This is a genomic window from Rhodosalinus sp. FB01, assembly GCF_041365715.1.
Taxonomy (GTDB): Bacteria; Pseudomonadota; Alphaproteobacteria; order Rhodobacterales; family Rhodobacteraceae; genus Rhodosalinus.
Genome location: NZ_JBGFSH010000003.1, coordinates 26,091 through 47,087, shown reverse-complemented (window position 1 = coordinate 47,087; position 20,997 = coordinate 26,091). Strand labels below are relative to the sequence as shown.

At 69.4% G+C, this 20,997-nt stretch carries 18 protein-coding genes, 1 pseudogene and 1 riboswitch; of the genes and pseudogenes, 17 read left to right on the top strand and 2 right to left on the bottom strand.

The features are described 5' to 3' along the window. Positions 1 to 349: 349 nt before the first annotated feature. A complete protein-coding gene (locus tag AB6A65_RS05125; RefSeq protein WP_371037290.1) occupies positions 350 to 1,261 on the top strand; it encodes an MBL fold metallo-hydrolase in 912 nt (303 codons plus the stop codon). A 369-nt stretch (positions 1,262 to 1,630) separates the two neighbouring features. Next, on the top strand, positions 1,631 to 2,893 hold the full coding sequence (locus tag AB6A65_RS05120) for a DEAD/DEAH box helicase (RefSeq protein WP_371037289.1): 1,263 nt from the start codon (positions 1,631 to 1,633) through the stop codon (positions 2,891 to 2,893). 336 nt (positions 2,894 to 3,229) lie between these two features. On the opposite strand, the gene irrA is transcribed toward AB6A65_RS05120, so the two are convergent. Then, positions 3,230 to 3,646 (bottom strand): iron response transcriptional regulator IrrA, encoded by a 417-nt coding sequence (gene irrA / locus AB6A65_RS05115; RefSeq protein WP_371037288.1) that lies wholly within the window; start codon positions 3,644 to 3,646, stop codon positions 3,230 to 3,232. A gap of 186 nt (positions 3,647 to 3,832) precedes the next feature. Between irrA and fabA the strand changes: the two genes are divergently transcribed. From fabA to AB6A65_RS05100, 3 genes and pseudogenes are all read left to right on the top strand, one after another. After that, positions 3,833 to 4,339 (top strand): bifunctional 3-hydroxydecanoyl-ACP dehydratase/trans-2-decenoyl-ACP isomerase, encoded by a 507-nt coding sequence (fabA, locus tag AB6A65_RS05110; protein WP_371037287.1) that lies wholly within the window; start codon positions 3,833 to 3,835, stop codon positions 4,337 to 4,339. A gap of 13 nt (positions 4,340 to 4,352) precedes the next feature. After that, positions 4,353 to 5,581 (top strand): annotated as a pseudogene (fabB, locus tag AB6A65_RS05105) (beta-ketoacyl-ACP synthase I). Between the two features lie 8 nt (positions 5,582 to 5,589). Then, the gene (locus AB6A65_RS05100) at positions 5,590 to 6,381 is read left to right on the top strand and encodes an enoyl-ACP reductase (protein WP_371037286.1); all 792 of its coding nucleotides are present in this window, start codon (positions 5,590 to 5,592) and stop codon (positions 6,379 to 6,381) included. A 73-nt stretch (positions 6,382 to 6,454) separates the two neighbouring features. Here the strand turns inward: AB6A65_RS05100 and AB6A65_RS05095 are convergent, their stop codons facing one another. Next, positions 6,455 to 7,324 (bottom strand): hypothetical protein, encoded by an 870-nt coding sequence (locus AB6A65_RS05095; RefSeq protein WP_371037285.1) that lies wholly within the window; start codon positions 7,322 to 7,324, stop codon positions 6,455 to 6,457. A gap of 105 nt (positions 7,325 to 7,429) precedes the next feature. Here AB6A65_RS05095 and miaB point away from each other — a divergent pair, with 105 nt between their 5' ends. The 12 genes from miaB to rpsA all read left to right on the top strand — a co-directional run bounded on the left by miaB (position 7,430) and on the right by rpsA (position 20,988). After that, positions 7,430 to 8,752 (top strand): tRNA (N6-isopentenyl adenosine(37)-C2)-methylthiotransferase MiaB, encoded by a 1,323-nt coding sequence (miaB, locus tag AB6A65_RS05090; protein WP_371037284.1) that lies wholly within the window; start codon positions 7,430 to 7,432, stop codon positions 8,750 to 8,752. A 443-nt stretch (positions 8,753 to 9,195) separates the two neighbouring features. Then, positions 9,196 to 10,161: a PhoH family protein gene (locus AB6A65_RS05085; protein WP_371037283.1), complete on the top strand. Its 966-nt coding sequence runs from the start codon at positions 9,196 to 9,198 to the stop codon at positions 10,159 to 10,161. 56 nt (positions 10,162 to 10,217) lie between these two features. After that, positions 10,218 to 10,736, top strand: coding sequence for an rRNA maturation RNase YbeY (gene ybeY, locus AB6A65_RS05080; RefSeq protein WP_371037282.1), 519 nt, complete (start codon positions 10,218 to 10,220; stop codon positions 10,734 to 10,736). Between the two features lie 6 nt (positions 10,737 to 10,742). Next, the gene (locus AB6A65_RS05075) at positions 10,743 to 11,627 is read left to right on the top strand and encodes a hemolysin family protein (RefSeq protein ID WP_371037639.1); all 885 of its coding nucleotides are present in this window, start codon (positions 10,743 to 10,745) and stop codon (positions 11,625 to 11,627) included. Next, positions 11,620 to 13,131 carry an apolipoprotein N-acyltransferase gene (lnt, locus tag AB6A65_RS05070; RefSeq protein WP_371037281.1) on the top strand — a complete coding sequence of 504 codons (1,512 nt, stop codon included), beginning with the start codon at positions 11,620 to 11,622 and terminating at the stop codon, positions 13,129 to 13,131. The genes AB6A65_RS05075 and lnt overlap by 8 nt, the downstream gene beginning before the upstream one ends. A gap of 43 nt (positions 13,132 to 13,174) precedes the next feature. Further along, a riboswitch (SAM-SAH riboswitch) is annotated at positions 13,175 to 13,223 on the top strand. A gap of 7 nt (positions 13,224 to 13,230) precedes the next feature. Next, positions 13,231 to 14,397 carry a methionine adenosyltransferase gene (metK, locus tag AB6A65_RS05065; protein ID WP_371037638.1) on the top strand — a complete coding sequence of 389 codons (1,167 nt, stop codon included), beginning with the start codon at positions 13,231 to 13,233 and terminating at the stop codon, positions 14,395 to 14,397. A gap of 93 nt (positions 14,398 to 14,490) precedes the next feature. Then, on the top strand, positions 14,491 to 15,588 hold the full coding sequence (locus AB6A65_RS05060) for a DUF1353 domain-containing protein (RefSeq protein WP_371037280.1): 1,098 nt from the start codon (positions 14,491 to 14,493) through the stop codon (positions 15,586 to 15,588). 120 nt (positions 15,589 to 15,708) lie between these two features. Continuing rightward, on the top strand, positions 15,709 to 16,431 hold the full coding sequence (locus AB6A65_RS05055; RefSeq protein WP_371037279.1) for a tRNA (guanosine(46)-N(7))-methyltransferase TrmB: 723 nt from the start codon (positions 15,709 to 15,711) through the stop codon (positions 16,429 to 16,431). Positions 16,432 to 16,504: 73 nt separating this feature from the next. Next, positions 16,505 to 17,857 (top strand): 3-phosphoshikimate 1-carboxyvinyltransferase, encoded by a 1,353-nt coding sequence (gene aroA, locus AB6A65_RS05050; RefSeq protein WP_371037278.1) that lies wholly within the window; start codon positions 16,505 to 16,507, stop codon positions 17,855 to 17,857. Between the two features lie 4 nt (positions 17,858 to 17,861). Continuing rightward, entirely contained in the window at positions 17,862 to 18,485 is a 624-nt protein-coding gene (locus tag AB6A65_RS05045; RefSeq protein ID WP_371037277.1) for a d(CMP) kinase, read from the top strand. Positions 18,486 to 18,682: 197 nt separating this feature from the next. After that, positions 18,683 to 19,072 (top strand): DUF4168 domain-containing protein, encoded by a 390-nt coding sequence (locus tag AB6A65_RS05040; RefSeq protein WP_371037276.1) that lies wholly within the window; start codon positions 18,683 to 18,685, stop codon positions 19,070 to 19,072. A gap of 92 nt (positions 19,073 to 19,164) precedes the next feature. Then, positions 19,165 to 20,988, top strand: a complete 1,824-nt coding sequence (gene rpsA, locus AB6A65_RS05035; protein ID WP_371037275.1) for a 30S ribosomal protein S1 — start codon at positions 19,165 to 19,167, stop codon at positions 20,986 to 20,988. Positions 20,989 to 20,997 lie beyond the last annotated feature (9 nt).

Here is a 20,997-nt window from a genome sequence, read left to right as displayed (position 1 = left end):
TTCGCGGTGCGGTTCGACGGGGACGCCCGAGGTGCTGCCGCCGCTCGGTGTGCTTTCCACCTTTCCGCCGTGAGCGCCCCGCCAGTCGCAGACGATACCAGGAAAGGCGATTGGCAAGAAAAAGGCCAAGGTCTACGGTTTCGCCGGCAAGCGTCTCGATACAGGCGAGACGACGGTCAGGGAAGCGGCCCGGAAACCCTGCGCCGAGGTGGAGGACTGGAAAATGGCAAGGCAGAAATTCATCGCCATGGAGGGCATCATGCCCAGGCGCGCGGATCGCGGCGGACCGCAGGATCATCCATGCGGGCGGCGTCCCCGACCTGGCGAAGCCCGAACCCGGGCCGCACGCATGATCCGCAGGCTCGCCACCGCCGCCATGGTTGCCGCGCCCGCCCTCGCCCATGCCGACATCCTGAAGGTGCAGCCCGTCACGGACGATGCCTGGGCTATCGTCGGCCCCACCGAGCAACGCAGCCCGGAGAATCTGGGCAACAACGCGACCTTCGGCCTGATCGAGACGGGGGCGGGCGCGGTGCTGATGGATCCGGGCGGCTCCTGGAAAGGCGCGGAGATGCTGCACGCGGTCATCCGCGGCCTCACCGATCAGCCGGTTGTCCATGTCATCAACACCGGCGGGCAGGACCACCGCTGGCTCGGCAACGGCTACTGGCAGGCGCAGGGGGCAACAGTGATCGCGTCCGAGGCGGCGGTGGCGGACCAGCGGGCCCGCGCCTCGATGCAGATGACGGCGCTGGCGCAGCTCATCGGCGACGCGCTGGAGGGGACGGAGCCGAGCTTCGCGGACGTGACCTTCACGGATGCCTACACGCTCGAGCTCGGCGGGCTGCGCCTCGAGATCGTCCATCCCGGACCGGCGCACACGCCGGGCGACAGCTTCGTCCTGGTGCCGGCGCGCGACACGGTCTTCACCGGCGACATCGTCTATGTCGCGCGTCTGCTCGGCGTGGGTGCGCAGAGCTCCATCAGCGGATGGCCGTCCGCGTTCGAGGCGGTGGAGGCGACGGGCGCGGCGCATGTCGTGCCGGGCCACGGCCCCGCGACCACGATGGAGAAGGCGCGCGCCGACACCTACGACTATCTGATGCACCTTCGCGCCGAGATCGGCGCGCTGATCGACGAGGGCGGGGACATCATGGAGGCGCCGCAGGTGGACCAGTCGGACTTCGCCTATCTCGAGCAGTTCGAGGCGCTCGCCGGCCGCAACGCGCAGATGGCATTCCAGCAGATGGAATGGGAATGAGGGCGCAGTGAACTTCGCCGCGGTCTGTCGGCGCCGGGATCCGGCGCGCGCGAGAAGTGCCGCCCTCAGAGCAGGGCCGAAGCGGCGTCCATGCCGTGCATGGGACCGGAAACGCTTGACAGCGCAGCGCGGATGCCCCACTTGACCCCCAGTGCCGCGCTGCCGCGTGAGCAGATCTGGCCGCCCAAGAGGCCAACGGCGCACCGAATTCAGTTCCCCATCACGCAGGGTTCCTGACGCGACGACCGGACGGATCGGGACTCTCCCCTTCGTCGACTGGCCCGCGAACCCTCATCGGCTGCCTTTCGGCGGCCATTCAGCACGGTTGTGCCGGCTCAAGGTCCGTGCGCGGCCCAAGAAGGATACGATTTGTTCGATTTCGACATGCTCGGCCTCGCGCCGACCCTCAACACCGCGCTGAGCCGCGCGGGATTCGCGCAACCGACCCCGATCCAGGCGCAGGCGATCCCGCTCGCGATGGAGGGGCACGACATCATGGGCCTCGCCCAGACCGGCACCGGCAAGACGCTGGCCTTCGGCCTGCCGCTTGTCGATCATCTTCTCGGCGAGCCGGGCAAGCCCGCGCCGAAAACCGCGAAGGCGCTCATCCTCGCGCCGACGCGTGAGCTGGCGAACCAGATCGCGGAAAGCCTGCGCACGCTGACCGACGGAACCAGACTGCGCGTGGCGACGGTCGTCGGCGGGCAGTCGCTGGGCCGGCAGATCTCGCTTCTGTCGCGCGGCACGGATATCCTCGTCGCCACGCCGGGGCGGCTTATCGACCTGATGGAGCGGGGCGCCGTCGATCTCGGCCAGGTGCGCCATCTCGTGCTCGACGAGGCCGACCAGATGCTCGACCTCGGCGTCATCCACGCCCTGCGCAAGATCGCGCCGCGGCTTGGCACGCCGCGCCAGACCATGCTCTTTTCGGCGACCATGTCGAAGCAGATGGAAGAACTGTCGCGCGCCTACCTCACGACTCCCCGCCGCGTTCAGGTCTCGCCGCCGGGCAAGGCCGCCGACAAGGTCACGCAATCGGTGCATTTCCTCGACAAGGCCGAGAAGCCGGGCCGCCTGCGAGAGATCCTCTCGCGGGACGAGGCGGCGCTGACGCTGGTCTTCGCCCGCACCAAGCACGGGGCGGAAAAGCTCATGAAGGGGCTGGTGGCGGACGGCTTCAACGCCGCCTCGATCCACGGCAACAAGAGCCAGGGCCAGCGCGACCGCGCGATCAAGGCGTTCCGCTCGGGCGCGATCAACACGCTCGTGGCGACCGACGTGGCCGCGCGCGGTATCGACATCCCCGGCGTGACCTATGTCATCAACTACGATCTGCCCGATGTTCCGGACAATTACGTGCACCGGATCGGGCGCACCGCGCGCGCCGGGCGCGAGGGTGAGGCGATCGCGTTCTGCGCGCCCGACGAGGCCGATCTGCTGCGCCAGATCCAGAAGCTGATGAAGATCGAGGTGCCCGTGGCCCGGGGCAACAGCCCGCTTGCGGAAGGCGACGATGCTGCCGGCGGCCGCCGGAACGGCGCGCGGCGCCATCGCGGCAAGCCGGCCGGCGGCGCCGGTGGCGCGCCGAAACCGGCGAAGCGGCGGCGTCCGCGCCGCCCGCAGGCGGCCTGAAAACGGCGGCGCGCCGGGTCCCCCGGCGCGCCCTTGACGTCCCCGCCTGAGCGCCGTTCCGGCCCGCCGCGGCGACAGCGCTTGCTCGGCGAGCGCCGCCTCCGTGGTCTTCACCTGGTCCACATGGGGATGAACGACGGTCCGCCCGCGTGCGGGGCGTCAGCCACTGCGAGGCCGCTGCGCCATTCGCACTCGCGCGACAAGTCTTCAATCGGCACTTCGGGTTTTCATGCAGCGCATCGGCGTGACGTGCAGCCCGGCGGCCGGTGCGTCCGGACCCGCGGCGATCGTGGCCAGCGATATCAGCGAAGAGAACGGCGCGTCGAGCGCGCCGGGTCAGCCGCGACGGAGCCGGATCACCACGTCGATCTTGGCGATTTCCGCGCCCTCGGGGGCGGTGGGCAGCCGGGTGATCTCGAGTTCCTCCGACGGCGCGTCGGAGAGACGCCCCTCGTCTTCCCAGAAGAAATGCGGATGATCGTGGATGTTGGTGTCGAAATAGCTTTTCGACCCGTCCACCGTGATCTCCTGCATCAGCCCCGCGTCACAGAACGCCTTGAGCGGGTTGTAGACGGTGGCGAGCGACACGCTTTCGCCGCGCTCCCGCACCGCGGCGAACAGGCTTTCGGCCGTCACGTGACGGTTGTGGCCGTCGCCGACGAGAAGCGCGGCCAGCGTCAACCGCTGCCGCGTCGGCCGGAGCCCGGCCTCGGACAGCCATTCGGATCCGCGATCGAGAGCCTGTTGATCCATGACGGTCATCTTCCTTACGTTCCAGCGGGAATATAGAGCTTCAAGCGGCGATGTTTCAATGCAAATCGGGGAATTTTCGCCGGCGCAAGGCTCTGTGTTGCCGGCCGCGCGCAGTCTTGCAAGCGCCTTTCGCGGGGTGCTAGAGGGAGCGCGGTAAACCGCAGTGTCCCGAGGAGCGCGCCCTGAATGGCCGATCATCCCACCAGCTTCGACAAGGACGATCTCCTGCGCTGCGCGCGCGGCGAGCTCTTCGGACCGGGCAACGCCCAGCTTCCCGAGCCGCCGATGCTGATGATGGACCGGGTCACGGAGATCTCCTCGGACGGGGGCGCGCATGGCAAGGGGCATGTGGTGGCCGAACTCGACATCACGCCCGACCTGTGGTTTTTCAAGTGCCATTTCCCGGGCGACCCGGTGATGCCGGGCTGCCTCGGCCTCGATGCGCTCTGGCAGCTCACGGGCTTCAACCTCGGCTGGCGGGGCATGCCGGGCCGGGGCCGCGCGCTGGGCGTCGGCGAGGTGAAATTCACCGACATGGTGACGCCCGCGACAAAGCTGGTGACCTATATCGTCGACTTCACGCGGGTGATCGACCGCAAGCTGAAGCTGGGCCTCGCCGACGGGCGCATGCTGGCGGACGGGAAGGACATCTACACCGCAACGGACATGAAGGTCGGGCTGTTCACCGACTAGGGAGGAAGCGCCGATGCGCCGCGTCGTCGTCACCGGACTCGGCATCGTCTCGTCCATCGGGACCGATGCCGAGGAGGTTCTTGCATCGCTCCGGCCGGCCGCTCGGGGATCACCGCGAACGAGGACATGAAGGAGCACGGGTTCCGCAGCCAGATCGCGGGCGCCGTCGACATCGACGTGTCCGAGCACGTGGACAAGCGCACGCTGCGGTTCATGGGGCCCGGCGCCGCCTACGCCCATATCGCGATGAGCCAGGCCATCGCCGACGCGGGGCTCGAGGACAGCGACGTGGTGAACGAGCGGACGGGGCTGGTGGCGGGCTCGGGCGGGCCGTCCACCTCGGCCATGCTCGCCGCGCACCAGACCGTGCTGGAAAAGGGCAGCCCGAAGCGGATCGGCCCCTTCGCCGTGCCCAAATGCATGTCGTCCACGGTGAGCGCGAACCTCGCCACGGCGTTCCATATCAAGGGGATCAACTACTCGATCACCTCCGCCTGTTCGACCTCGCTGCACTGCATCGGCAATGCGGCGGAGCAGATCATGATGGGCAAGCAGGACGTGATGTTCGCCGGCGGCGGCGAGGAGCTCGACTGGACGCTGTCGTGTCTCTTCGACGCGATGGGCGCGATGAGCGCGAAATACAACGACGCGCCGGAAAAGGCGTCCCGCGCCTTCGATGCCGGCCGCGACGGGTTCGTGATCTCGGGCGGCGGCGGCATCGTGGTGCTGGAAGAGCTCGAGCACGCGAAGGCCCGCGGGGCCCGCATCTACGCGGAGGTCACCGGCTACGGCGCCACCTCGGACGGGCACGACATGGTCGCACCGTCCGGAGAGGGCGGCGAGCGGGCGATGCGTCTTGCGCTCGCGACCCTGCCGGCGGACCGCAAGGTGGGCTACATCAACGCGCACGGCACCTCCACGCCCGTCGGCGATGTGGGCGAGGTGGAGGCGGTGCGCCGCGTCTGGGGCAGGGGCGCGACGCCGCCCATCAGTTCCACGAAATCCATGACCGGCCACAGCCAGGGGGCGACCGGCGCGCAGGAGGCGATCTACTGCCTGCTGATGCTGCAGCACGATTTCATCGCGCCCTCGATCAACGTCGAGACGCTGGACCCCGCGATCGATCCGGCCGAGATCGCCTTGACGCGGGTGGACGGCGCCGGCCTCGACACGGTGATGACCAACAGCTTCGGCTTCGGCGGCACCAACGGGTCAATGCTTCTGAGCAGATATCACGGGTGACAGCACCGATGTCGGATCTTCTGAAGGGCAAGCGCGGCCTCATCATGGGCGTGGCCAACGACCGCTCCATCGCGTGGGGCATCGCGAAGGCCATGCATGGCGCGGGCGCCGAGCTTGCCTTCACCTACCAGGGGGAGGCCTTCGGCAGGCGGGTCGAGCCGCTGGCGGCCTCGCTCGGATCCGACATCCTCGTCGACGCCGACGTCACCGACGACGCCGCGATGGACGCCGCGTTCGAGGCCCTGGGCGCGCGCTGGCCCGCCATCGACTTCGTGGTGCACGCCATCGCCTATTCCGACAAGTCGGAGCTGACGGGCCGGTTCATCAACACCACCCGGAAGAACTTCAAGCACTCGCTCGACATCTCGGCCTACTCCTTCATCGACGTGGCCCGGCGGGCGCAGCCGCTGATGCGGGAGAATGGCGGCGCGCTCATGACGCTGACCTACCAGGGCTCCATGCGCGTGGTGCCGAACTACAACGTCATGGGCGTGGCGAAGGCCGCGCTCGAGGCCGCGACGCGCTACCTCGCGAACGATCTGGGGCCCGAGCGCATCCGCGTGAACGCGATCTCTCCGGGCCCGATGAAGACGCTCGCGGGCGCGGCCATCGGCGGCGCGCGGCGCACCTACAAGCATTCCGAGGCGAACGCGCCGCTGCGCGCCAACGCCACGCTCGAGGCGGTGGGCGGCACGGCGGTCTGGCTCGCCTCCGACGCCGGCGCCTTCACGACCGGCGAGGTCGTGCATGTGGACGGCGGCTATCACATCGTCGGAATGCCGCAGATCGAGAACCTCTGAACCTCTGAACCTCTGAACCTCTGAACCTCGCGCCGGGCGGTGGGGTCGCCATGTCCCGCGGGCGTCCGGCGGCTCAGAACCACTGGCCCGGCTCCATCAGGCCGAGGTCCAGCAGCTGGCGGGAGTGCCACTCGAACGGCACGGAATTGTGCCAGCGGAACGTGTCTATCCCGTCGCGCGAGCCCGGGTTGGTGCGCAGCGCCTTCGCCGTGCGGAACGAGACCACCGCCGCCGTCAGGTTGTGGTGCCACGGGCAGGCATAGGTGTTGTATTCCTCGTCGTTGAAAGTGTGATCGCCGCGCAGTGCGAGCCCGGGCCTGGCCCGGAAAAGCGAGATGCGATCGATCTTGCGCCGCGCGGGCGGCACGTGCTCCTCGAAGCGCCAGCGCAGCCCGCCATGGAAATCGAGCTGGCGTTCCCTGGGGTGGTCGTGATGCGCCGGATCCTTCCGGGCGAGCGCGTAGTAGCCCGTCCTGTCGATCTGCGCCGTGTCAAGGCAGACCGCGTTCGGCGCGGTGTCCAGATCGGCGGCGTAAAGGTCGATGACGTAGGTCAGCATCGCCGAGCGCCGCTCTTCGGCATGAAAGGCGAGCATCTCGCCCACCGTGCGCGTCTCGCAGAACGGGTAGAACAGGAACTCGGCATTGTAGCAGTAGAAGAACCACGTACCCGGCGCGGCGGCGGCGATGCGGTTGACGGCCGACTGCAGCGCGCCTTCCGCATAGGGATCGCAGGCGATGCGATGCACCGTGTCCACAAGGTCGGGGGCGAGGGGGACGACATCGGGCATCAGCGCCAGAACGGCGCGGAAGCCCGACTGCATGTGGTGGCGCAGCGTGGTGTCCACCTCGGCGTCGTCCTCGACCATGACGATCGCGACGGGCCCCTCGGCCAGTGCCGCGCGCCCGCGCGCCAGAAAGTCGTCCAGGCCCCGGTAATACATCGCGCCTCACTGGCCTCCCGGCGTGAAACTCCGGCAAATGGCGCCGCATTGCAAGGCGGGCCCGATCCGGTGTAGGCAGCGGGCTGGAACGCGCGAGGCACGATCATGACCCAGCCCCGGAAGCTCTATATCAGGACCTACGGCTGTCAGATGAACGTCTATGACAGCGAGCGGATGGCCGAGGCGCTGGGCGGGCAGGGCTATGTCGAGACCGACAGCCCGGACGACGCGGACATGATCCTGCTGAACACCTGCCATATCCGGGAGAAGGCCGCCGAGAAGGTCTATTCCGAGCTCGGGCGCTTCAAGGGCCTGAAAGCCGCGAAACCGGATCTGAAGATCGGCGTGGCAGGCTGCGTGGCGCAGGCCGAGGGCGAGGAGATCATGCGCCGCCAGCCCATGGTGGACCTCGTGGTCGGCCCCCAGAGCTATCACCGCCTTCCCGACCTCGAGGCGCGCGCCCGCGCCGGCGAGAAGGCGCTCGATACCGACTTCCCCGAGGAGGACAAGTTCGCGCATCTGAAGTCGCGGCCCAAGGCCGCGCGCGGGCCGACGGCCTTCCTGACCGTGCAGGAAGGCTGCGACAAGTTTTGCGCCTTCTGCGTCGTGCCCTACACGCGCGGCTCCGAAGTCTCGCGCCCGGTGGAGCGGGTGATGGCGGAGGCGCGCGACCTCGTGGAGCGGGGCGTGCGGGAGATCACGCTTCTCGGCCAGAACGTGAATGCCTATCACGGCGCCGGGCCGGACGGCGCGGACTGGTCGCTCGCACGGCTGATCCACGAACTGGCAGAGATCGACGGGCTCGCGCGGATCCGCTTCACCACGTCACACCCCAACGACATGGGCGAGGACCTGATCGCGGCGCACGGCACCTGCGAAAAGCTGATGCCCTACCTGCATCTGCCCGTGCAGTCGGGCAGCGACCGCATCCTGAAGCGGATGAACCGCAGGCACACCGCCGAGGGCTACGTCCGGCTGATCGAGCGCATCCGCGCCGCGCGTCCCGACATCCTGCTCTCGGGCGATTTCATCGTGGGCTTTCCCGAGGAGACCGAGGCGGATTTCCAGGCGACCCTCGATCTGGTCGGGGCGGTCGGCTATGGTTCCGCCTTCTCGTTCAAGTATTCGCCGCGGCCGGGCACACCCGCCGCCGAGCGCCCGCAGGTCGATGCCGATGTGGCGTCGGACCGTCTGCAGCGGCTTCAGGCGCTTCTCACGCGCCAGCAGCGGGCCGCGCAGGACGCCATGGTCGGGCGCGATGTCAGCGTGCTGTTCGAAAAACCCGGCCGGCTCGAGGGTCAGATGGTCGGCAAGTCGGAGTATCTGCACGCCGTCCATGTCGCCGATCCCGCGGCCCGGGCCGGACGGATCGCGACGGTGCGTGTCGTCGAAAGCGGGCCGAACTCCTTGTCCGGAAGGTTGGCCTGACGGCCGCCTGTGTCCGCGACAGGCTGCATGTGATTGAAAGAAGTTTGAAATCCGCTTTTCCACAAGGGCGGCGGATCGTTCGCGTTACCGAAACCGATTGACCATCGGATCGGACTCGCTTCCCCGGCGTAAGCCGTTGTATATTCGGAGGGTGGCGAGTTGGCCGGGCGCTGTCGCGTTCTGGTCGGGGGTGTGGACAAACGCGTGGAAATCCCGGGTTTGTCCAGTTTTTCCGGCGGGTTTCAGGGACGTCCTGGAGTCGCCGGCGAAGAAATTGTTCATGTGTCTTGCTGGTTCCGGGCGCCGCGGGGCTGTTCCGCCTCGCGGCGTCCTGCGTCGTCCCGTTCCGACCCGGCGCTCCCGCCGGCGCGCGCGCCCGCGCGGTTGCAATGGCGGGCCGGACGGGGCACCCTTATGGTGTCCATCCGCGGCAGGAGACATGCGTGAGCACAGGCACTTTGACCGAGGCGCTTATCGAGTTCCCCGACAACCGGCTCCTGATCGACCTTTGCGGCGAACATGATCGCCATCTCGCGGACATAGAGCACAAGCTTCACGTTCAGATCCTGCGCCGGGGCAACCAGCTTGCCGTGATCGGCGAGGAGGCGCCGCGGCAGGAGGCGGTCGAGGTTCTCGAATCGCTCTACCAGCGTCTCGAGCAGGGCAGGCCGGTCAGCGCGGACGATGTGGACCGGGAACTGCGCATGGGCGCGGCGCCGGGCGACCAACTCGAGATGTTCGGCTCCGGCCCGGTGGAGATCAAGACGCGGAAGAAGCTCGTCGAGCCGCGCACCGACGCGCAGCGCACCTATGTCCGGGCGCTTTTCGGGCACGAACTCTGCTTCGGCATCGGCCCGGCCGGCACCGGCAAGACCTATCTCGCCGTGGCGGTGGGCGTCTCGATGTATCTGGCCGGCCACGTCGACCGCATCATCCTGTCGCGTCCGGCGGTGGAGGCGGGCGAGCGGCTGGGCTTTCTGCCGGGCGACATGAAGGAGAAGGTCGATCCCTACATGCAGCCGCTCTACGACGCGCTGAACGATTTCCTGCCCGCCAAGCAGCTGGCGCGCCTGATGGAGGAGAAGACGATCGAGATCGCGCCGCTGGCCTTCATGCGCGGGCGCACGCTGTCGAACGCCTTCGTCGTGCTCGACGAGGCGCAGAACGCGACCTCGATGCAGATGAAGATGTTCCTCACCCGTCTCGGGGAAGGCTCGCGCATGGTCGTCACCGGCGACCGCAGCCAGGTGGACCTGCCGCGCGGCGTCACCTCCGGGCTCGCGGACGCGGAGCGGCTGCTCTCGCCGGTGACGGGGATCTCCTTCAGCTACTTCACGGCGCGCGACGTGGTGCGCCACCCGCTCGTGGCCGCGATCATCGAGGCTTACGACGCCGACGCGCCGGCCTGACCGGCCGGCCGGGAAACATCGCAAGGGAGCGGGGCCGCCCCCCGGGTATCGAGGCCGTGGTCACGGAAACCGTCATCGAGGATCCGCGATGGGCTGAGGCGGGTCTTGCCGCCATCGCCGAACGCGCGGTCGGCGCCGCGCTCGCGCATCTCGGTCTCGGTGCCGAGCCGTGGGAAGTGGTCGTGCTGGGATGCGACGACGCGCGCATCGCGGCGCTCAACGCCCAGTTCCGCGGCAAGGCGGTGCCCACCAACGTGCTGAGCTGGCCCGCGGCCGAGCGCGGCGCGGCGCGGCCCGGAGAGCGCCCCTCGCCGCCCGATCCCGCCGACCCCGAGATCGGCGATATCGCGCTGGCCTTCGAGACCTGCGCCCGCGAGGCGCAGGCGTCCGCCATCCCGTTCGAGCGTCACGTCGCCCATCTGGTGGTGCACGGACTGCTGCACTGCCTGGGCTACGACCACGAAACCGATGCGGATGCGACACTCATGGAGAGCGAGGAGGCCGAAATCCTTGGCAATCTGGGCCTTCCTGACCCATATACCGCATTGCGGCCCGACCTGCCGCGCTCTGGATGAAAGATGATGGACGATACCGACGGGTCCTCTAGCGCAGCGCAGAGCGCGCAGACCCAGACAGACGACGACTCGGGGGGCGGCCTGATCCGCCGCGTTCTGGGGATATTCTCCCCTTCGGACGAGGAAGAGACGGAGGCCGGAACCGAGGAGATGGCCAGCGCGAAGCCGCAAACGCACGGGATGGTGAACCTGCGCCGCCTGCGGGTGGAGGACGTCGCGATCCCCAAGGCCGAAATCATCGCCGTGCCGGACACGATCTCGCGCGAGGAACTCGTGGACGTCTTTCGCGAGACGGGCATGTCGCGCCTTCCGGTCTACTCCGGCACGCTCGACAACCCCGTCGGCATGGCGCACCTGAAGGACTTCGCGCTCAGCCACGGCTTCAACGGCGGGCAGGAGACGTTCGATCTCGAGGCGCTGCTCCGGCCGCTGCTCTTCGTGCCGCCCTCGATGCCCATCGGCGTGCTCCTGACCAAGATGCAGACGGAGCGGCGCCACATGGCGCTCGTGATCGACGAGTATGGCGGGGTGGACGGGCTGGTCACGATCGAGGACCTGATCGAACAGGTCATCGGCGAGATCGAGGACGAGCACGACGTCGACGAGGACAGCTGGTGGCACGAGGAGCAGCCCGGCTGCTATTCGGTGCAGGCCAAGACACCGCTCGAGGATTTCGAGGCGGAGATCGGGCGCTCCCTGTCCGACGTGGCCGAGGTGGACCCCGAAGAGATCGACACGCTGGGCGGGCTCGTCTTCATGCTGGCGGGCAGGGTGCCCGCCCGAGGCGAGGTGATCCCGCACCCGGCCGGGCCTGAATTCGAGGTGGTGGACGCCGACCCGCGCCGGATCAAGCGGTTGCGCGTGCGCCTGCGCGAGGCGCGCGATGGCTGAAGGCGCGCGCCCGCGGCCCGGGGCCGCGGCGCTCTCCTTCCGGCCGCGGCTGGGGCTCGGGCTGGTCGCGGGCGCGGGCGCGGCGCTCGGGCAGGCGCCCTTCGGGCTCTGGCCCCTAACGCTTCTGGGCTTCGCGGCACTTGCCCTCTTGTGGTCGCGCGCGGGCGCGCCGCGGCGCGCGGCCTTCGTGGCCTGGGTCTTCGGACTTGGGCATTTCGCGCTCGCGCTGCACTGGATCGTGGAGCCCTTCTTCGTGGACGCGGCGCGGGACGGCTGGATGGCGCCTTTCGCGCTGGCATTTCTCGCAGGCGGGCTCGCGCTTTTCTGGGGCGCGGCGGGGTGGATCGCGGCGCGCCTCCGGGCGGGGGCGGTCGGGCTTGTCGCCGCGCTCTGCCTTTCGGAGCTTGCCCGCGCCTATCTTCTGACCGGGTTCCCGTGGGCGATGCCGGGCCATGCCTTCATCGGCACGCCCGTGATGCAATGGGCGGCGTGGATCGGGCCGCACGGGCTGACCCTCGCCACGCTCGCGCTGGCCATGCTGCCAGCGGCGCTTTTCGGCGCGGGGCGCCGGGCGTCCGCCCTTGTGGTTGCGGCGGGCGCGCTCGCGGTCCTGTGGGGGGGCGGGCTGGCCCGGCTGTCCCTGCCCCTGCCGGAGCCAACGCCCCACACCGTCCGGCTGATCCAGCCCAATGCGCCCCAGCGCCAGAAATGGGACCCCGAGCATATTCCCGTCTTCTACGCGCGGCAGGTGAGCTTCACCATGGCCGCGCCGCGTCCCGACCTCGTGGTGTGGCCCGAGACCGCGCTGCCGGACCTGCTCGAGCGCGCAGAGGCGCCGCTTGCCCATATCGCCGAGGCCGCGGGCGGCGCCGGCGTCGTTCTGGGCATCCAGCGGAGCGAGGCGGGCCGCTACTACAACTCCGCCGTCTTCCTCGATGCCGGGGGCCGGACGGCCGATGTCTACGACAAGCACCATCTCGTGCCCTTCGGCGAATACATGCCCTGGCCGGCCTTCTGGCGGCGTCTCGGCATCCACGGCCTCGCCGCGCGCGCCGACGGCGGCTACACGCCGGGGCCCGGGCCGCGGCTTCTCGACACCGGCCCGCTCGGCTCCGCGCTGCCGCTCATCTGCTACGAGGCCGTCTTTCCGCAGGACGTCGGGGGCGCGCCGGAACGGCCCGACTACCTGCTGCACCTGACCAACGATGCGTGGTTCGGCACCTTCTCGGGGCCCTATCAGCACCTGGCGCAGGCGCGGCTGCGCGCGGTCGAGCAGGGGCTGCCGCTGATGCGTGCGGCCAATACCGGCGTCTCGGCCGCGATCGACGCGCGCGGCGCCGTGCTGTCCGAGATCGCGCTCGGGCAGGCGGGCTACATCGATGTCGCGCTGCCCGAAGCCCTGCCGCCCACGCCTTACGCGCGCCTCGGGGACTGGCCGGCGGCGCCCGCGCTTTTCGCCCTTTTCGCCATCGCGGCCCGGCGCGCGCGCGGAAAAACCGATTGACCTTTGGCGGGCGGCTGCATACGCCGATCCGGATATAGCGAAACGACCGTCACAACGGCTTCCTGGCGTGGCGGGACAACCCCAATGGAGCATCCCCCGATGGCGCGCGACAACTACATCTTCACCTCGGAGTCCGTCTCCGAGGGCCACCCCGACAAGGGCTGCGACCGGATTTCGGACGCCATTCTCGACACGCTGTTGGCCGAGGAGCAGAACGCGCGCGTGGCCTGCGAAACCTTCGCGACCACCGGGCTCGTCGTCATCGGCGGCGAGGTGGGCCTGTCGGACCCGGAGCTTCTTAAGAACTACATGGGCCGGTTCGGGCAGATCGCGCGCGACTGCATCAAGGATATCGGCTACGAGCAGGAGCAGTTCCACTGGAACACCTGCCATGTCCTCAACTTCCTGCACGAACAGTCCGCGCACATCGCGCAGGGCGTCGACCGGGACGGGGCCGGCGATCAGGGCATCATGTTCGGCTACGCGGTCGACGAGACGCCGGAGCTCATGCCCGCGCCGATCCAGTATGCCCACAAGATCCTGCGCCGTCTTGCCGAGGCGCGGAAATCGGGGCAGGAGCCGGAGCTGCGCCCCGACGCCAAGAGCCAGCTCACGGTGCGCTACGAGGGTGGAAAGCCGGTGGAGGTCACGCAGATCGTGCTCTCGACCCAGCACGCCCATGACGGCCAGAGCTCGCGGGACATCCGCGACATCGTGGAGCCCTACATCCGCGAGGTTCTGCCGTCCGACTGGATCACCGACGCCACCGAATGGTGGGTCAACCCGACCGGCACTTTCGTGATCGGCGGCCCGGACGGCGATGCCGGGCTGACCGGCCGGAAGATCATCGTGGACACCTATGGCGGGGCGGCGCCCCATGGCGGCGGCGCCTTCTCGGGCAAGGATCCGACCAAGGTCGACCGCTCGGCCGCCTACGCCGCGCGTTACGTGGCCAAGAACATCGTGGCGTCGGGGCTGGCGCGGCGCTGCACGCTTCAGCTGTCCTACGCGATCGGCGTGGCGAAACCGCTTTCGATCTACGTGGACACCCATGGCACGGGGCAGGTGGACGACGAGGCGATCGAGGCGGTCATCCCGAAGGTGATGGACCTCACGCCGCGCGGCATTCGCGAGCATCTGATGCTCAACCGCCCGATCTACGCGCGCACGGCCGCCTACGGCCATTTCGGGCGCGAGCCCGATGCGGACGGCGGGTTTTCGTGGGAGCGCACGGATCTCGTGGACGACCTGAAGAAGATGGTGTGATCCGTCTTCGCCGCCGCGCAAGAAATCTTGTAAGATTCCGCCGTTTTTGAAACACTCGTCCCCGGGTCGATCTTGCGCCCCGGGAGCGCAACCATGGGTGTCCGAAAAATCGTCGTCGTCGGCGCGTGCCTCATCCTGGCAGGCTGCAGTCCGGACGTTCTGCAACCCTCCAGGGCGGATGGCGTGCTGTCGACGCGGGTGTGCCCGGCCGACGCCCCCGAAACCTGCCTGTTCTTCAATTCCCCCGTCCGCCTGGAACCGCGCGAGGTCCCGGTGCCGTTCCGGTTCGGCCGCTTCTTTCCCATGGCGGAGTCCCTCACTTTCGTCGACTCGGGCGGCAAACGCTGGGTCGCGCCGCGGGGCACCCTGACCGACGGTGCGTCGATTCCGCGTGTCTTCGTGCCGATCGTGGGTCAGCCGCGAAGCCCGGAATTCGTCAACGCGGCGGCCATCCACGACGCGTATTGCGGCATCGGCAACGAGAACCTTCCGCAATGGCGCAAGGACGAGTGGCGAAGCGTCCACAGGATGTTCTACGACGCGCTGCGCGCCAGCGGGACGGATGAAATCCGGGCGAAGGTCATGTTCGCCGCGGTCTATCTGGCCGGACCGCGATGGGGCGAGCCGCGCGGCGGGGTGCAGACGCTGCCACCGCCGCGGCAGCGCCAGGTCATGCAGCGCTTGAAAGAGAGCATCGAGGACGAGAACCCGCCTTTCGCGGAGTTGCTGATCGCGCTGGAGGAACTCGATGCCGAGGCCTCCGTCGAAATCGCTCGCAGCCGCGAGGGCCGCGGCCTTGAAAGCGTTCTTTCCCCGGGCAATGGCGACGGGTCCGACGGGGACGACGGGGACGAAGATGGGTCCGACGGGAATGACGACGGGTCGGACGGGGACAACGACGGCTCCGACGGGGACGATGACGGGTCGGACGGGGACGACGGCGGGTCCGACGGGGAAGAGGGCGGATTCGACGGGGACGACGGTGGGTCCGACGAGGACGGCGACGGCTCCGACGGGGACGGCGACGGGGCGGGCGGAACCGGCGACGGGTCCGGCGGGGATCCTGCCGGGGCAGGCGGGACCGGCAACAACATGGGCGTCGGCAACGGCAATGGTGACGGGCGCGGCGACGCCGTGCCCGGCGAGCAGGGCAATGGCGGTCAGGCTCAGGAGAGCGTGGACCTGCCCTGACATCGCGCATGGCCCGCAAGCGCGCCGCCACCCACCGGCCGGTCGGGCCGCCCGCCCTGTTGCGGCGGCGTGCGCCCGGTGATTGCGCCCCCGATGCGGCCTGCGCTATGTCCCCGCCCCATGAGCGACCGACGCACGACAACGCATTCTTCCGGCGCGCCCTGGCGGAATTTCTACGGCCGGATCCGCGGCAAGGGTCTGCGCGAGAGCCAGCGAGCCTATCTCGAAGAGGATCTGGACAAGCTCTCGCCCGGCCCGGTGGGCTGGCACGAGAACCCCGGACGCAGGCCTCTCGACCTCGATGCGCTGTTCGGCGGCGCGCCGGTCTGGCTCGAGGTGGGGTTCGGCGGCGGCGAGCACATGATCCATCAGGCGCGCGCCCACCCCGGGGTCGGGATCCTTGGTTGCGAGCCTTACGTCAACGGCGTCGCCATGCTGCTCGGCAAGATCCGCGAGGCGGGCGTGTCCAACCTGAGGGTCCATCCCGGCGACGTGCGCGACCTCTTCGACGTGCTGCCCGATGCCTCGCTCGACCGCGTGTTCGTGCTCTACCCCGATCCCTGGCCCAAGAAGAAGCATCACCGCCGCCGCTTCGTGACCCCGGAATACCTGGCCCCGCTCGCCCGCGCGATGCGGCCGGGCGCGGAACTCCGTCTCGCGACGGACATTCCCGACTACGTGCGCCAGGCGCTCCAGGAGGTGCCCCGCCACGGCTTCGCGTGGCTGGCCGAGCGTCCGGACGACTGGCGCAGGCCGTGGACCGACTGGATGTCCACACGCTACGAGCAGAAGGCACTGCGCGAGGGCCGGGTGCCGCACTACCTGACCTTCCGCCGCCGCTGACGCGCCGCCTGCACAGGCTGGACGGCCCGGACGGGCTGCGCTACTCCGCCCGGGTGCAGCACACGAGAGGCCCATGTCCGCCCACGGCACCCCCGTTTCGATGACCGCGCGCCGCGCGGGGCCGCTCGCCGGAGAGGCGGTCGTGCCCGGCGACAAGTCGGTCAGCCACCGCGCGCTGATCCTGGGCGCGCTCGCCGTGGGCGAGACGCGGATCACCGGGCTTCTGGAAGGCCAGGACGTGCTCGACACCGCCAAGGCGATGGCCGCCTTCGGCGCCGAGGTGACGCGGCAGGGCGAGGGCGCCTGGAGCGTTCACGGGCTCGGCACCGGCGGCTTCGCCGAGCCCGGGCAGGTGATCGATTGCGGGAATTCGGGGACGGGCGTGCGCCTTGTCATGGGCGCCATGGCCACGACGCCGATCACCGCCACCTTCACCGGCGACGCGAGCCTGAACCGGCGCCCGATGGCGCGCGTGACCGATCCGCTGGCGCTTTTCGGCGCGCGCGCCGTGGGCCGCTCGGGCGGACGGCTGCCGATGACGCTCGTGGGGGCCGACGACCCGCTGCCGGTGCGCTACGAGGTGCCCGTTCCCTCGGCGCAGGTGAAGTCGGCGGTGCTTCTTGCCGGGCTGAACGCGCCGGGCGAGACGGTGGTGATCGAGCGCGAGGCGACCCGCGACCACACCGAACGGCTGCTGGCGGGCTTCGGTGCGCGCATCGCCACCGAGCAGACCGGCGAGGGCCGTGTCATCACGCTCGCCGGCCAGCCCGAGCTGCGCCCGCAGTCGATCGCCGTGCCGCGCGATCCGTCCTCCGCCGCCTTTCCGGTGGCGGCGGCGCTGATCGTCGCGGGCTCGGACGTGCGCGTGCCGGGGATCGGCCTCAACCCCACGCGCGCGGGTCTCTTCGAGACGCTGCGCGAGATGGGCGCGGAGCTGGCCTTCGAAGCCCAGCGCGACGAGGGCGGCGAGCCGGTGGCGGCCCTTCGCGCGCGGTTCTCGGGCGGCATGACGGGAATAGAGGGGCCGCCCGAGCGCGCGGCCTCCATGATCGACGAATACCCGATCCTGTCGGTGGTGGCGGCCTTTGCCGAGGGGCCGACCGTGATGCGCGGGGTGCGCGAGCTGCGCGTGAAGGAAAGCGACCGGATCGACGCGATGGCGGCGGGGCTGCGCGCCGCGGGCGTCGAGGTCGAGGAGGGCGAGGACTGGTGGATCGTCCACGGCCGGGGGCCGGGCGGCGTGCCGGGCGGGGCGACGGTGGAAAGCCGTCTCGACCATCGCATCGCCATGTCGTTCCTCGTTCTCGGGCTGGCGTCGCAGGCGCCCGTGACCGTCGACGACGGCGGTCCCATCGCCACCTCCTTTCCGGTCTTCGAGCCGCTGATGGCCGCGCTCGGCGCGGATATCAGGCGGGAGGAGGGGTGACGCCATGGGGCTGACCATCGCCGTCGACGGGCCTGCGGCCAGCGGCAAGGGCACGATCAGCCGCGCGATCGCCGCGCGTTTCGGCCTTGCCCATCTCGACACCGGGCTGCTTTACCGCGCGGTGGGGCGGCGCATGCTCGACGGCGAGGAGCCGCTGGTCGCCGCGCGGGCGCTCAGGGCGGAGGATCTCGACACCGAGGATCTGCGCGGCCCCGACGTGGCCGAGGCGGCAAGCAAGGTGGCGGCGCTGGGCGAGGTGCGCGCTGCGCTCGTGGATTTCCAGCGCGCCTTCGCCGCGCGGGCCGGGGGCGCGGTGCTGGACGGGCGCGACATCGGCACGGTGATCTGTCCGGACGCGCCGGTAAAGCTCTTCGTGACCGCCTCCGCCGAGGTGCGGGCGGAGCGGCGGCACAAGGAACTTCTGGCGCGCGGCCACGACACGCGCCTCGAGGAGGTGCTGGCCGACATCCGCGCCCGCGACACCCGCGACGCGGGCCGCGCCGACGCGCCGATGCGGGCGGCCGCGGATGCGGTCCTGATCGACACCAGCGGGCTGGGCATCGACGAGGCCGTGGCGCGCGCGATCGCCGAGGTGGAGGCGCGGCGCCCCGAACCGGACGACGCGTGACAGGGCCCGGGCACACCGCCTGACTCGCGCTTTTGCGGCCGCGCCGGGGCCCTCGCCCCGCCGCTGCCGGCGCGATCCCTCCCTGTGCCCCCGCACTGCCAGCGGATTCCCGCGCACAGGGTTGCGAGGGCTGCCATGTCCATTAGCTGTAAGGTGCAGCAATCGACTGCACCGAATTCACGTTCAACGGAGATCACATGCCCTTCGGAAAAACCCTGACAGCGACAACCATGGCCCTCGGCCTTGCGATGACAGGCGCATCGGTGACGGCCTTGACCGCCCAGAGCGCGGCGGCCCAGGAGGCGGCAGATTACAGCGGCGAGCAGCTCGACGCCTTCACCGTCGCGTATCTGCAGGTGATCGACCTGCGCGAGAAATACGTCCCGGTCCTTCAGGCGGCGGAGAGCCAGGACCAGCAGCAGGCGATCATCGAGGAGGCGAACGCCGAGATGGTCGAGGCCATCGAAAGCACCGATGGCATGACGCTCGACGATTACGAGTCGATCGCGCAGGCGGCCGCCGAGGATCAGGACCTGAACGCGCGGATCATGGCGCGGATCGAGGACATGGCCCAGCCCGCAGAGTGACGGGCGGACGGTATCGTGGCGGGGCGGCCCTGCAGGCTTGATTCCCCGCCGCGATGCCGCTATGAGCGGCCCGTCACCTGGTCGGGGCGCCGATGACAACGCAGGGGAAACGGGCAGGGTCGGGTCCATCCGGCCCTATTTCGTTTTTGGCCCGTGCTGCCAGGGCCAATGTCAAGACCGGCGGAGACAACCGCGCGGCCAGTCAAATTAAACCGAAGGAAACCAAAAGCCACATGGCTCAGAACGCATCCATGGAGGAATTCGAGGCCCTCCTGAACGAAAGCCTCGAAATGGACACGCCCGACGAGGGCACTGTCGTCAAGGGCCGGGTCCTCGCCATCGAGGCGGGGCAGGCCATCATCGATGTCGGCTACAAGATGGAAGGCCGCGTCGACCTCAAGGAATTCGCGATGCCCGGCGAGACGCCGGAGATCAGCGTCGGCGACGAGGTGGAGGTCTATCTGCGCGCGGCCGAGAACGCGCGCGGCGAGGCCGTGATCTCGCGCGAGATGGCGCGGCGCGAAGCCGCCTGGGATCGCCTCGAGAAGGCCTATGCCGACGACCAGCGCGTCGAGGGCGCGATCTTCGGCCGCGTGAAGGGCGGGTTCACCGTGGATCTCGGTGGGGCGGTCGCGTTCCTGCCGGGCAGCCAGGTCGACGTGCGCCCGGTGCGCGACGCGGGTCCCCTCATGGGCCTGAAGCAGCCCTTCCAGATCCTCAAGATGGATCGCCGCCGCGGCAACATCGTGGTGTCGCGCCGGGCCATCCTCGAGGAGAGCCGCGCCGAACAGCGCGCCGAGGTGATCGCCAAGCTCAAGGAAGGCGACGTCGTCGACGGCGTGGTGAAGAACATCACCGAATACGGCGCCTTCGTGGACCTGGGCGGCGTCGACGGCCTCCTGCACGTCACCGACATGGCGTGGCGCCGGGTGAACCACCCCTCCGAGATCCTCTCGATCGGCGAGACGGTGAAGGTGCAGGTCATCAAGATCAACAAGGAGACCCACCGCATCAGCCTGGGCATGAAGCAGCTGCAGGAGGATCCGTGGGACCTCGTGGCCGCGAAATACCCGCTGGGCTCGGTGCATGCCGGCCGCGTCACCAACATCACCGATTACGGCGCCTTCGTGGAGCTGGAGCCGGGGGTCGAGGGGCTTGTCCACGTCTCCGAGATGAGCTGGACGAAGAAGAACATCCACCCCGGCAAGATCGTCTCCACCTCCCAGGAGGTCGAGGTGATGGTGCTCGAGATCGACCAGGCCAAGCGCCGCGTCTCGCTCGGGCTCAAGCAGACCCAGCGCAACCCGTGGGAAGTCTTCGCCGAGACGCACCCGCCGGGCACCGAGGTCGAGGGCGAGGTCAAGAACATCACCGAGTTCGGCCTCTTCGTCGGCCTGCCGGGCGACATCGACGGGATGGTGCACCTCTCCGATCTCAGCTGGGACCAGCGTGGCGAGGAGGCGATCCAGGAGTACCGCAAGGGCGACGTCGTCCAGGCGGTCGTGCAGGAGGTCGACACCGACAAGGAGCGGATCTCCCTCTCGATCAAGGCGCTGGGCGGTGACAAGTTCGCCGAGGCGATGGGCGGCGTGAAGCGCGGCTCCATCATCACGGTGACCGTTTCGGCCATCGAGGATGGCGGGATCGAGGTCGAGTATGACGGCCTGAAATCGTTCATCCGTCGCTCCGACCTCAGCCGCGAGCGGTCCGAACAGCGCCCCGAGCGTTTCAGCGTGGGCGACAAGGTCGATGTGCGCGTGACCAACGTGGACCCGAAGACCCGCCGCCTCGGCCTGTCGATCAAGGCCCGCGAGAGCGCGGAAGAGAAGGAAGCCGTGCAGCAGTATGGCAGTTCCGCCTCCGGCGCGTCGCTCGGCGACATCCTCGGCGCCGCCCTCAAGGGCGACGAAAAGTAAGCGCGGCGC

Coding starts and splice junctions, on each gene's coding strand:
- fabA (WP_371037287.1), top strand. CDS start 3,833: ATGGCCGATCATCCCACCAGCTTCGACAAGGACGATCTCCTGCGCTGC.
- AB6A65_RS05125 (WP_371037290.1), top strand. CDS start 350: ATGATCCGCAGGCTCGCCACCGCCGCCATGGTTGCCGCGCCCGCCCTC.
- lnt (WP_371037281.1), top strand. CDS start 11,620: ATGGCTGAAGGCGCGCGCCCGCGGCCCGGGGCCGCGGCGCTCTCCTTC.
- AB6A65_RS05100 (WP_371037286.1), top strand. CDS start 5,590: ATGTCGGATCTTCTGAAGGGCAAGCGCGGCCTCATCATGGGCGTGGCC.
- AB6A65_RS05060 (WP_371037280.1), top strand. CDS start 14,491: ATGGGTGTCCGAAAAATCGTCGTCGTCGGCGCGTGCCTCATCCTGGCA.
- AB6A65_RS05040 (WP_371037276.1), top strand. CDS start 18,683: ATGCCCTTCGGAAAAACCCTGACAGCGACAACCATGGCCCTCGGCCTT.
- rpsA (WP_371037275.1), top strand. CDS start 19,165: ATGACAACGCAGGGGAAACGGGCAGGGTCGGGTCCATCCGGCCCTATT.
- aroA (WP_371037278.1), top strand. CDS start 16,505: ATGTCCGCCCACGGCACCCCCGTTTCGATGACCGCGCGCCGCGCGGGG.
- miaB (WP_371037284.1), top strand. CDS start 7,430: ATGACCCAGCCCCGGAAGCTCTATATCAGGACCTACGGCTGTCAGATG.
- AB6A65_RS05075 (WP_371037639.1), top strand. CDS start 10,743: ATGGACGATACCGACGGGTCCTCTAGCGCAGCGCAGAGCGCGCAGACC.
- AB6A65_RS05055 (WP_371037279.1), top strand. CDS start 15,709: ATGAGCGACCGACGCACGACAACGCATTCTTCCGGCGCGCCCTGGCGG.
- AB6A65_RS05095 (WP_371037285.1), bottom strand. CDS start 7,324: ATGTATTACCGGGGCCTGGACGACTTTCTGGCGCGCGGGCGCGCGGCA.
- metK (WP_371037638.1), top strand. CDS start 13,231: ATGGCGCGCGACAACTACATCTTCACCTCGGAGTCCGTCTCCGAGGGC.
- irrA (WP_371037288.1), bottom strand. CDS start 3,646: ATGGATCAACAGGCTCTCGATCGCGGATCCGAATGGCTGTCCGAGGCC.
- AB6A65_RS05045 (WP_371037277.1), top strand. CDS start 17,862: ATGGGGCTGACCATCGCCGTCGACGGGCCTGCGGCCAGCGGCAAGGGC.